Source organism: Mucilaginibacter sp. SMC90 (assembly GCF_022811725.1).
Taxonomy (GTDB): domain Bacteria; phylum Bacteroidota; class Bacteroidia; order Sphingobacteriales; family Sphingobacteriaceae; genus Mucilaginibacter.
Genome location: NZ_CP094527.1, coordinates 7,281,347 through 7,292,642 on the forward strand (window position 1 = coordinate 7,281,347; position 11,296 = coordinate 7,292,642).

Annotated in this window: 10 protein-coding genes; 6 read left to right on the forward strand and 4 right to left on the reverse strand. The window is 41.4% G+C overall.

All coding sequences use genetic code 11. The annotated features are described in order from the left end of the window. Position 1: 1 nt before the first annotated feature. The 4 genes from MTO98_RS30330 to MTO98_RS30345 form a co-directional block, all read right to left on the reverse strand. The gene (locus MTO98_RS30330; RefSeq protein ID WP_243482915.1) at positions 2-1,057 is read right to left on the reverse strand and encodes a hypothetical protein; all 1,056 of its coding nucleotides are present in this window, start codon (positions 1,055-1,057) and stop codon (positions 2-4) included. 264 nt (positions 1,058-1,321) lie between these two features. Further along, entirely contained in the window at positions 1,322-2,623 is a 1,302-nt protein-coding gene (locus tag MTO98_RS30335; RefSeq protein WP_243482917.1) for a patatin-like phospholipase family protein, read from the reverse strand. A gap of 3 nt (positions 2,624-2,626) precedes the next feature. Continuing rightward, entirely contained in the window at positions 2,627-4,870 is a 2,244-nt protein-coding gene (locus MTO98_RS30340) for a ThiF family adenylyltransferase (RefSeq protein WP_243482919.1), read from the reverse strand. Then, positions 4,863-5,969, reverse strand: coding sequence for a hypothetical protein (locus MTO98_RS30345; protein ID WP_243482921.1), 1,107 nt, complete (start codon positions 5,967-5,969; stop codon positions 4,863-4,865). Before MTO98_RS30345 ends, MTO98_RS30340 begins: the two co-directional genes overlap by 8 nt. A gap of 451 nt (positions 5,970-6,420) precedes the next feature. Here MTO98_RS30345 and MTO98_RS30350 point away from each other — a divergent pair, with 451 nt between their 5' ends. The 6 genes from MTO98_RS30350 to MTO98_RS30375 all read left to right on the forward strand — a co-directional run bounded on the left by MTO98_RS30350 (position 6,421) and on the right by MTO98_RS30375 (position 11,240). Continuing rightward, complete coding sequence (locus MTO98_RS30350; protein ID WP_243482923.1) at positions 6,421-6,891, forward strand: hypothetical protein; 471 nt, start codon at positions 6,421-6,423, stop codon at positions 6,889-6,891. 5 nt (positions 6,892-6,896) lie between these two features. Beyond that, positions 6,897-7,136 carry a hypothetical protein gene (locus MTO98_RS30355; protein WP_243482925.1) on the forward strand — a complete coding sequence of 80 codons (240 nt, stop codon included), beginning with the start codon at positions 6,897-6,899 and terminating at the stop codon, positions 7,134-7,136. Positions 7,137-7,518: 382 nt separating this feature from the next. Beyond that, a complete protein-coding gene (locus MTO98_RS30360; RefSeq protein ID WP_243482927.1) occupies positions 7,519-7,821 on the forward strand; it encodes a hypothetical protein in 303 nt (100 codons plus the stop codon). Further along, positions 7,770-8,612, forward strand: coding sequence for an SOS response-associated peptidase (locus MTO98_RS30365; RefSeq protein WP_243482929.1), 843 nt, complete (start codon positions 7,770-7,772; stop codon positions 8,610-8,612). The genes MTO98_RS30360 and MTO98_RS30365 overlap by 52 nt, the downstream gene beginning before the upstream one ends. 128 nt (positions 8,613-8,740) lie before the next feature. After that, positions 8,741-9,790: a nucleoid-associated protein gene (locus MTO98_RS30370; RefSeq protein ID WP_243482931.1), complete on the forward strand. Its 1,050-nt coding sequence runs from the start codon at positions 8,741-8,743 to the stop codon at positions 9,788-9,790. Then, complete coding sequence (locus MTO98_RS30375) at positions 9,783-11,240, forward strand: hypothetical protein (protein ID WP_243482934.1); 1,458 nt, start codon at positions 9,783-9,785, stop codon at positions 11,238-11,240. Before MTO98_RS30370 ends, MTO98_RS30375 begins: the two co-directional genes overlap by 8 nt. Positions 11,241-11,296 lie beyond the last annotated feature (56 nt).

The following is an 11,296-nucleotide window of genomic DNA, read 5'->3' on the forward strand; positions in this document are numbered from 1 at the left end:
TTTATATGCCGTTCCTCATTTCCAGGAGGTAAAGTTCATGATAGTAAGATAATATGCCTTCCACTTTTGAATGCTTGCCGTCCTTAGCATATTCGTTCAGCTTGCTATCAAAATATGCTTTGTATTCATCTGATCCGTTTATTCTGCTTTCCTTTTTCTTCGTTTTTATGCAATTAGAAAGTTGCATTGATTCTTTCCCTTGACCACTATTTGGATAAATAAATGTTTCATATTCATTGGTGACAAGGTTCAGAGATAAGGGTGTTGTAAAATGCAAAGCGGTTCCCTGCTTTGGTTTTGCAAGCTCTTTTTCAAGCTGTAGAAGGTTGATGTCATATATTAATCTTTCTTGGTATTGTTTCTGAAAAGTGCTATTGTTTTGCGATTGTGTGTTCCCCATCGCCATACGAAGAGTGTATTTAGTGATGTTCTTACGGGTCATCAGTTCTAAAAACATTTCGGCACTGTATTTTGAAAGCAAAATAGTCTTCAGATTTTCCTTGGCTTCGTCAAGAAGTTTTTGACTTAGTATTTGCTCGATACTATTGGCACTGGCAAAATTTATGATTGTACGAAAGAGGTATCCAATGCCCAAAAGGATAAAGACTGCCAAATAAGTCCCTGCAAGTACCATCTGTCTGAAAACGTCTATATCAAGTGTATTTCTTAGCGTAGATATAGTTATCAAACATGCAATGACGCTTAATGTGTAATACAGAATTAAATAAAGTCTTGAATGTACGAAAAGAAGCTTGTATGTTAGATTGTCCTTAACCGCTAGGTTACTTAGTAAAAGCCCAATAACAGCTAAAGTCATACTGATGATAGTAGCTACATTGGATGTTCGTTGGTCAATTATTGCTTCAGCAGAATTTTCTTTGAAAACGATTAAGGAAAAGAAATTGCAGCGAATAAATGAAAACGCCAGCAGTAAAATAATAACATGGAGAAAAACCAACCACCATTTATCACGTTGAGAAAGGAAATTTAAGTAACGTATTAAAAACGTGTTACCAGGCGGCATAATTTCTTTGTGCTGAGATTTTATCCTGGCCATAGTATGGCTACGAAGTGAGGTTTTTTTTGATAGGCGCATAATAAAATTTAACCAAGATAGCGGAAACTTAAAACATTTTCATGGCGCAGTAAAAAAGCCTGACCGTTTCCAATCAGGTCCTATATCCGAAACTTACTTTTCTTCTCGCTGTCACTTCGTAACGAATATCCTGTACCTTTTTCGGCGTTGGATTGGTGTCCGGCGAAAAGGAGGTATCAGCCTTCAAGAGCTCCAACCAAGCAACAGTGTCGATGGCGATATAGATTATGGGGTGGTGATTAAGGATGGGCAGTATAATCGGACCTGAATTTCCGTCAGATTTTCGGCGTGGATGATCATATCGTTGATTAAAGCCGGTTTGATACGGGTCAAGTTAGTGCCGATGTTACGAATCGCTTTCAGGCGCTCAGGTGATAATCCGCGAAGCTTAATCTGCTCTAAATAGCTATTTTCTGAAAGACGCTTAATGATTGCTTCCTTGAATTTTTTAGGGTCGGCTACCCATTCCTTTCCCAGGCCATGTGCGCTGATCAGTTTGTCAGAAATGTTCCGGTTGAGCAAGCTGGTATAAAAGCCCGAAACGCATGCGTCGATATCCCAACCTAATGATTGGTAGGCAATTTCCCGGCCATGATGGTTCTCATAAATATTTTGGATCATTTGAAAGTTTTTGATACGCATCATGAATGTATCCACCGTTCGCAAAAGCAGGGTTAAGGTATTATTATAAAGTTTTTCAAAAGGCATTTTATTGCCTGCGTCACTCACAATGATGATGTCGCAAGCGTATGAACTATTGGCTTGAGTGACCTTGTGTATGCCTTGATTGTCGTATACACCACCGTCAACTAATTTAGGATCAACGGTGCTGAAAAGTTCCTGATCTTTGAAGTAGCTTTTATCAATGGAAACTGGCGTAAAGGCAAAGGGCACACAAGAGGACGCCATTACTGCGCGCGCTACCGGAAATTTTGCGCCATCAAAAAACACTGGCTTAGGATAGTAAGCATAAGCAGAATCTTCCATTTTACGCTTTGAAAAAGTAAAATGCCGCATAGTTTGGAGGTTGGTTGAACCAATAGCAAGTTCGGGGCTGTCACAAAGATCGCCCATCGTGCTTTCCAAACAGAAAAAGCGATTGTAGGCCTTTTCGATAATCGTGCTTAATGGCAGAAATTTGAACTGGAAACGAATAACCAAGAAAATAATTATAAACAAGGGCAGGATAGCGAAACGTGACCAATGCGTAAATGGCAAAGCCACAGCAGCAATCAATAAAGCCAATAAAGGCAACGCGCCCCGCCAGAATAACCACGATTTTAATACAAACCCGATCACACTTTTAGTGGTGATCGCATGGATCATTTTTGCTTCAAATGAAGCAAAATCGCCGTCATGCAGGCAATAAGCCGCACCCGTGATCGAACCGCCGGATATCGTAGATAACACATCTGCATTTTTCAGCACCCTAAGTTCATGGAGCTTTTTTAAGGTGCCGATATGGTAACCTGCGGCGCGGTAACCACCACCGGAAAGGGCAATGCCAAAACGTTTGTTTGCTATCATAAGTCAATGTTTAGGTTGAAAATAGATTTGATATTTTTTATCGTCGCCGGCGATGATCATGAGTGTTGGAAACCCAATGGCCAGCATTTCCTGGTGTATATGTTCAAACAGTTTGATATCGTCGCCGCTCTTTGCCAATGAGCAATTTTGTGGATGCGAGTGCCACTCGCCGGCATATTTAAGGTGGTCGGCGGTTTTACTGCTATACTTGGACAACATCATTTCCACACCATCCGTTCCCCGGATATAAGCAGTCGGGTATTCTTCACTGTCTTTCGGTGAAAGTATAGTATCGGTCAAATAGATCTTTTTGCGTTCCAAATCATACCCGCCGATCAGGATGCCGCCGGTTTCATTCGGCAATTTACTCAACCTCGCCTGCGCGATTTTATCGATCAGCTGTACCGATACCCTGATTGTCCAGCCTTCAATCTCCCAAACATCCTCATTTTCTGCTTCGATCAGTGAAGGTATGACGCTCATGTTGGCCTCGTTAATTCGCCAAATGCCAATCATGGGGACGTCCATGCTCAGCATTTTACGAAATGCTGCCGAGGCGATACCCGCATGGATAGCCACATGATCCTGGGAAATGCGCGCAGAAATATCACGGCAGGAGGTAGAAAGCCGGACACCTTTTTCACTCGCCAGGTGATCTTTCATTTCGGGGTCGTCGACTAAACGTTGGTAATACTGAAACTCCAGTGCATCCAGGGGTAACAGCCGGTGCTGGTCTTCTGCTAAAATCACTAAGTCACGTCCGCTCGGGCTTAAAAACATCGAAATCCGCTTGGCGGTCAGATCCTTTCGATCGGCCAGATGGCGCGCGACTGCAATTGAAGTCGATACATCCACTATAACGCTGGCTTGTTGCAACCGGGCGGTCAGCTCCTCGGGTCTTTCCGGATGCAGGTAGTTCTCGACGATGGCGTCGGCGAAGTTATCGCCGCCAAATATCTGGTTGGCGGTTAGCGCCAAACCGATGGATTTGAAATTGCCCATGTAAGTTGCGTCGCCGGCATGTCTGACCAAATTATGCGGCAAAAGCGTATCGTGATCCGTGAGGGTCCAGCGGCCAAAGCCGCTCCGGGCGTTGTTCATGAAAAATTGTGAACCCAAAGCGCCGACACCGATTTGCAAAATCCTGGTTTCGCGCTGGTCGAAATGCTTGATGTTGCCTGACAAGAGCAAAGCCCAATCAGGAGTTAATTGAATTTGAGGCAACAAAGCAGCCACCCCAAGTGGATTACCTAAAGCCATATCCGTTCGCTCAAACAAAACATTCCCTAAAGCATTGACTTCGTCTTTATCCAAAAACTGCATTTGTATGCCGATCTCGTCTGCGTTTTCGGCGGTAAGAAATACATAAAAATCATTCTCATTCACACCAGGTCTTGGCGCCAGTTTGGGTAAATCTAAAAAGATCATCAATCGTTGCGCCATACTTTCTGCCGTTTTCGGCAAGCCGTGTATCGTTTTTTTGATCACGTCAAAAAGATCGACACCGGCACCCAGCAACATTTGATGCAGATCGGTCAAATTATTCGGCGTCATACCGATCACACCCTGTGCCTGCGGCTCACCTTTCAACAAAATGACATGGGCCGGATAGGGCTCATAATTTTTGAGTTCGATACGACTGGCGGCCAAACTTAGCCGGCCACCTTTGCGGGCGATATAATAAATAAAGAGCGTTTCTTCGGCCTTGTAATCCGGTGGCACGATGATCGTTCCCATATTGGCTATTAAAAATGCCTCCAGGGGCTGATCGTCCTGATGCAACACGTCTTTGGCCGTCAGTTCGAGCCAATGACGGATATCCTCCAAAAATTTAATGGAACGCCAGTCCACTTTAAGTTCATCATAGGTATTTTCATAGATGCACAGACATTGCGGCTGTTCAAAGTACAGCGCGTTACGGTGCACCACTTTGGGGAAATCCGCGCGCAGGGCGTAGACCCATGGAATATTATGATCCAGGGCATCAAAATGGACCGCGATACGCTCGACGAAACGAATATCATTAATCGGCTGTTGACCGACTTGTGGGGTAATATCAAAAACAACGATCTCGTCACCTTGCCTGAAAAACAGATCGTCATTGGCTGTTACCTGCCGGCAATCCACCAACTCGGCAAAACTGCTTTGCACGATAATTTGAGCAAAAGAAATCGCTTTGGGGACCTTCAGGGCCTCCAAAGTAATCGCTACATTTTCTGGCAGGGGTAGCGAGTTATAATCATCCATGGTAACCGGCTCTTGGTGTAGGTGCCCCAAAGGCGAACGCAGCATTGCTGGTTTCCTTAATTTTAAGCGACATACAGTTAAACTGATCGATCTCCAGCGTTAGCTCGTCCGGTTTATTTTTGTCAGGGTGTTCCATGGTCACATGGTAAATGCCATTTTTGGACTTGGTGATCCGCTTATAGTAATTCGCTGCCTGGCGGTGTGGGGGCTGCACGCTATCAATCGGGATGATCTCCCAACTCGGCGAAACGATCCGACCACGCTGGTTACCCATATCCTCGATCAGCCATTTCACTTCCGGGTTTGGCTCAGTTTCTTCTTCGCCTTTATTGGGGCCAATAGCCGTATAACTGGAATGATGCGAGATATGGAAGATGTCCCAGCGCAAGCGTTCCTCGTTATGGTAATACTTGGTAATTTTGACGATATCCGTCCAAGCGTCATGATCCACATCTGACCCCAATAGTAACTTGGTGCTACAACGGTCATTAAAGGTCGCCTGAATTACAATAGATTCATTATTGCGATCTATGTCCAAATTATCGCTGGCAAAAGGAGAATGCGCAAAGAACTCTACGCCGTTGCCTGCAACGGTAAATCCAGGTACCAGCGTGCCCGCGTCTACGATCAGGTGTTTGATATCGTCAAAGCAAATATCATCCTGGCAATCACACCAATCCTTCAATTTTTTAGGCCGGGAAAAAACACGGATGCCGTATTTGTTTTTCAGCCGGTAACGAGCTTCCTGGCGCAAAATGCGTGCATCACCATCAACATTCGTTTCCACCAAGACATTGGCAGGCACCCAAAGTTCTTTGATCTTTTTGCGATCATCGCCCTGGTAAGCTGCGGCATGGTCTAAATAAAAATACTCACTGAACCGGCAAATATGATCTTCATCCGCATGCGTGAAACAAACAACATCGAAATCGCTGATAACCTGTTTATCCATCGCCGTCGGCAGGTCAATGCGCTTGTCCTCCTTATCATAGCATCGCATGTGTGCGTAGTCGATCAGGACATTTTGGCCATTTGATAATTTAATTAAAGTGGTGTCGGCATTGCCGATCGGAAAAAAAGTAAGGCTATGTGTACCCATACGTTAAAAGTTAAGTTAAACCATTGCAACCTTACTCTCGTATGGGTGCCCTGCTACTATTTCATATGCAGACAGCCTCCAAATCTGTACCTAAACGCTGAATTTGGCATCACTTTATTTGTTGTTAATATTATTAATTAAGAATAATATTTAACTGCCATGTTGGCGCACTAACTGTGTGTTAGGCTATGAGTTAGTCAATTATTGACAGGGAGCAATATTTGTTTCGCATCGGCCGATAGTGAATCTAATTGCTGCCTTCGTAGTCCATCGATCAAAGCGAAACTAGTAATTAACAATAGATAACTATTTATTATCATTAATAATTTGGATAGACAGAGGGTTAACTGACTATAAAAGGCCAAACAATGTAGACCGTTAGTATGAGGGACGAAAGAGCGCACCGCAAACATTTCTGCCTGAATTTTATTATTAATAAAATTCTTGCGAAATGATTGATTTAACAACATTTACGGTTTTGATGGAAGATAATCGCCATAAAACAATCACCATCGATCCGGTTTTCATAGGTCTGCCCGAGGTCAGGCAGTTTACAGGCGTGTACCGGATTTTGGAAACTGATATGACCGGGAATGAGTTGGGTGAACTCGCATTTCACTTGGAAGATTCAAGTCAATGGGAATTCACCGGAGATTATTTCTCGGATGCCGAGCAGGAGCAAATTGTAGAATTTATCAGGCAAAAAGAACCGTTTGATTCGTTCACATTTGCCGAGAAAATTAATAATGTCGAACACCATTTTCGCGTAACGGATAATGAAGGTCATTTTGGTATTGAACAGGATGGCATATTCATAGCAGTTATTGAGCAGTTCGAAGAATGGAAGCAAACCGAAGGAAAACCCTTAGGCGATGATTTGTTCAATAAAATAGTATCAAAAATTGAAGAACGCAGAGATTGAAAACTATGGATACCATCAGAATCAATTGCATCATAGGCACACAGCATTGCAATATCGATGCTAATGAAATTGAATGCGGCGGGCACAAAGGCCCATGCTTCGAACTGGTTCAGGACAGCGTTGTCTTAGGGACGATCTGCAAAACAGTGGAAGGGGTTTACATCATCATTGGCCACACGGAGTTGAGCAGGGACGATATAGACGCGATCGGAGAGCAGATCGATGCGGAATTAAGCAGCTTTTAGATTTTTTTGCCTCCGGCGAACAAGTTATCGGTTAAAGATTGCCCCCTTTTCCCCAAACGTACCTCCCTGACATGCAATTGACGCAAAAGAATTTGCGAACTGCATAAATCTTTCTGAGGAAGATAAAAAACCAGTCTATTTTTACTTCATAAACCAACTTGTTACCGCAGCGCGGGCAGCGGGGCTTTGAAATCATCTGTGCTTCAAGATTGGCTTCCATGTTAATTGATCTTTACTAGATTGCTATAAGTTCGATTATTCGATATTTTTCTCGTATACAATTTACGAAGGAACATCGAAATTTGATACAGCATTTTGAATTTACAACAATACTAATTAATTTAGCATTATTACTTTTTTCGGATTAATCTGTAACTTTAACATGGCAGCGATACAGGAATTTGAAATAACTTATCAGGGGTTATCAGCAACTGTTGCGGAACACAGCCTGAAACATGGAAGGGTCTTTCATATTGACTTTGCGCAACCGACAATGATGCCGCTGGTGATCACCGTCGCTTATGACTCCGATGATAAGAAATTTTGGACGTCAATTCCGGAAGGCCGCCAGGAACTGGCTGAGGAGGTTGGCAAACTTGTTGCCGGTTATATCAGAAACAAGAAAAAAGAAATATGTGTTACTACAACGGTCAAAAAGTCACCCGTTCTGAGTTTATTCGACTGAAAAACCTCGAAAAAGAGGTAAGAAGATATAACTTTCTTAACGTCGGTGTTCACAATGGTTTTAACTACCCCCCCTGCGCCATTCTGATACCATCTGAAGACAGCAAGGATTTTGAGATTGTGCAAGCTGAATGGGGCTATGTACCTGGCTTTGTGAAGACCAGGGCGGAGGCTAACTTATTTCGCGCTAAATTCACGACCTTAAATTTCAAATCGGAAAACCTGTTTATTAATGCAACCGGAAAACGGTCGATGTGGGCGGACGCGGCGAAAAACCGTCGTTGCCTGGTGTTATCTACAGGCATTGTAGAAAGCAGGCACGTGCCCAAGATCGGGAAGAAAGGGCAGGAATTAAAAGAGACCATCAAGTACCCATATTATATTGCGGTAAAAGATCAAGAGTATTTTTTTTTACCAGGACTATATAACGAATGGCTTGATCCAGAAACAAGCCAATTTGTAAATACGGTGGCAATTGCTACAACGGAAGCAAATATGCTCATGAAACAGGTGCATAATAGCAAAATGCGTATGCCAACGATACCTCCCGACGATTTGGCTTATGAATGGTTGTTTGCCAATCCCACCGAACAAAGGCTTGTCGAAATTGCTCGCACTCAAATTCCATCCAAAATGCTGGAGTTCTGCACGATCGATTCAAACTACAGAATAACGGGAGAAGCTACTCCGAAACAATATGCGGAATTAGCACCCCTAGATGTGACCTATTTAGACACCGCGGAAATACTACAATTTGATCATTGGCCGCCAGAAGAAATGGAATTGGCTTAAATGCGATGCATATATCTGTACATAGCCATGATAATCGATATATTATAATTAAAACTGACTTCGTTTTTATAAGCAGGTTTACATATCCATATTTAATATTATATTAGTTGACCTAATTATCATAAACCATGGATATTATTTACAATTCGCTTTTTAAAATAGATATAAACGAGGCATCAGCCGCACAGATCCCACTGCCGGACGGCACAAATGATTTAAGAAGCTATATCATTGATTTACTTGACAAAATTGTTTCGGATCCGGACAAGAAAGGTTTTGAATTTGAAAGTGAGAAGTCCGGTGTAAAACGCTTAATTGAAGATATTGTTAACATAAAGGGTGATGATTATGATACGTTTTCAGCATTAACGCTTGAGCTGGCTAATCGACTTCATAAAAGAGAGCAGGAATCGGACAAGCGAAATAATCTCGGAGTGGATCTACTTAAAGGTATTGCCGTTATGTCACTCGTTCGTTTTCAAGATGGAATGAGAAAAATGATCATATCGAAAGCAGATTACAACGAGTTCCTAGATGTATTGAGTTATACCAAACGTCAAGGTTTTCCTATTAAGAAAAAAATCTATAAAGCATTTGTTGCTGAAGTCGACACCACTGATAACATCACCAAAGTTGCAGTCTACGATACAAATTCGGTATTTACAGTTTACTGGTATCGGGACTTTTTGGAGCTTACTCAAGTCCATACGGATGAACATAATACTGAACAGGTATTTAATGTTATTGAAACGAAGATTTTAAATCCAATTAAAAAAACCAGTAAACGTGATTATATTGAGTTATGGAATGCTACGATCAGGTATTTCCGTATTAGACCTGAATTTACTTTAGATGGGTTTATAGAAGACATTATTAGCAGTCATGTACCCTTTGATCCGAATTTAGATATCCATGATTTAGAAAGTAAAACGAGGAAGCAACTTGCCAAAGGTAATTTTGATAGTAAATTTAATATCGCTCCAAATAAAATCAGCAAAAGATTCAAAAACTCTATACCCTTAACTCCTCAGATCGATCTCAATATAAAAGATGGCATTCAAAACCTAAAAGGAACCATTCAACGATATGAAGAAAAAAATGGTGACAGGTGGGTAATGATCAAATCATCGGAAGGTTTTGATTACTTCACTGATACCGATGTCATGACCAATGAATAAAAATCCGCTCTCAATTTTTTTAGACCTTTTTGAATTTGATCAAAAAGATATCAAGGAACGTTTCAACGAATTGACCATCATTCTTAACGCGACTTCCTATAAAAATCTTGACTCAGGATTGTTGACCACTGGCTTATCGTTTTGGAACGCAAGAGACACAGTTCATATATCTGTTAGTATAGATGACGGAGATCCTTTAGACTTTTATAGCGGAGACGATGCCGAAGAATTTAAATCTTCGTTCGAAACTAAATTATCGATTGTTGAAAATGAAGAAATAAAAATCATCGTTACGGTTTCTAAAGAGGTCAATGATGGTGTTATTTCGATATACGACATTAATCTTTTTTTTGATTCCCTTAATAAACTAAGTCTTGAGGCCATCATTCACGAGTTTAACACTTATTTGCTAAAAAAGAATCACCTTGTATTTGAATTACAAAACGATAATTTTACCATAAAATCGGACACCATATGGTTTGTAAGAAGTGGATACTCCGGAAGTCCCTTGCAAATCGATCGACCAGTTATTTTCAACAAAGCGAAATCGGCCTGCTATTATAATTTCATCTCAAAATACATACTGATACCGGAGGATTTCAGTTTAACAGACACCGATCATAAGGGCTTGGGAGCTTTATTTAATAAACTTTCGTCGATCATCTCAGTAGCCCTGATCTTTGATATCACCACGATACAGGGTAGCGAAATCGCTTACCGCCTTAATGGCTATAAATCGATTAATGCGATAGCTCAGTACTTAGCAGTTCAAGAAGATGATAGCAGGCAGTACCTGAAAATATATAAATGGATATATGAATCCGGTAGCTTTACTGACAAACTTGGTTTAGCACGTAATATCATTTCACTTCAATTAGAGAACCCCTCCGACCTTTCACTGAAAGGAGAACCATTCTTGTCTGTTCAATCGAGCTACAAGGTTTATGAAAAACAAAACATCAAACAGTATATTGAAATCAGAAATAAGGTATCTGATCAGTTGTTTGGTTTCCATGACCGGGCGAATAAGATAGTAGACGGTTTCGCAAGCGGTTTCCAGAAAAGTACATTGGCGCTTTTGTCGTTTTATATTTCGACAATTATCCTTAAAGTAATCGGCAAAGACAAGTTGGAGAATGTATTTACGATCGATGCTGTTACTCTATCTACTACATTTATTATTTGTTCAATTGGTTATTTTTTTCTGATTAACTGGGAAGTAAATGAACAACGAAAGAGGTTTGCGGATAGTTACGTCGACCTGAAACAACGTTACACAGATCTGCTGGACGCACAGGATATAAATAGAATCCTTAATAGCGACATAGAGCATAATGCAGACCTCCAATTCATCGATGACAAAAAGAAATGGTACACTTATCTATGGTTTGGTTACTTAAGCCTCTTTTTTATTGTGACCTGGCTGCTTTATTTTATTTATAAACACTAGCACTTCTAATCCGAAGAATGGTGCCATTTAAAGGAAGCAATACAATGGTCTTAAAG

What these genes read in the sequence shown, in the direction of transcription:
- MTO98_RS30330 (WP_243482915.1), bottom strand. Translation starts at nt 1,057, where the DNA reads ATGGCCAGGATAAAATCTCAGCACAAAGAAATTATGCCGCCTGGTAAC.
- MTO98_RS30345 (WP_243482921.1), bottom strand. Translation starts at nt 5,969, where the DNA reads ATGGGTACACATAGCCTTACTTTTTTTCCGATCGGCAATGCCGACACC.
- MTO98_RS30360 (WP_243482927.1), top strand. Translation starts at nt 7,519, where the DNA reads ATGGCAGCGATACAGGAATTTGAAATAACTTATCAGGGGTTATCAGCA.
- MTO98_RS30340 (WP_243482919.1), bottom strand. Translation starts at nt 4,870, where the DNA reads ATGGATGATTATAACTCGCTACCCCTGCCAGAAAATGTAGCGATTACT.
- MTO98_RS30350 (WP_243482923.1), top strand. Translation starts at nt 6,421, where the DNA reads ATGATTGATTTAACAACATTTACGGTTTTGATGGAAGATAATCGCCAT.
- MTO98_RS30370 (WP_243482931.1), top strand. Translation starts at nt 8,741, where the DNA reads ATGGATATTATTTACAATTCGCTTTTTAAAATAGATATAAACGAGGCA.
- MTO98_RS30335 (WP_243482917.1), bottom strand. Translation starts at nt 2,623, where the DNA reads ATGATAGCAAACAAACGTTTTGGCATTGCCCTTTCCGGTGGTGGTTAC.
- MTO98_RS30365 (WP_243482929.1), top strand. Translation starts at nt 7,770, where the DNA reads ATGTGTTACTACAACGGTCAAAAAGTCACCCGTTCTGAGTTTATTCGA.
- MTO98_RS30375 (WP_243482934.1), top strand. Translation starts at nt 9,783, where the DNA reads ATGAATAAAAATCCGCTCTCAATTTTTTTAGACCTTTTTGAATTTGAT.
- MTO98_RS30355 (WP_243482925.1), top strand. Translation starts at nt 6,897, where the DNA reads ATGGATACCATCAGAATCAATTGCATCATAGGCACACAGCATTGCAAT.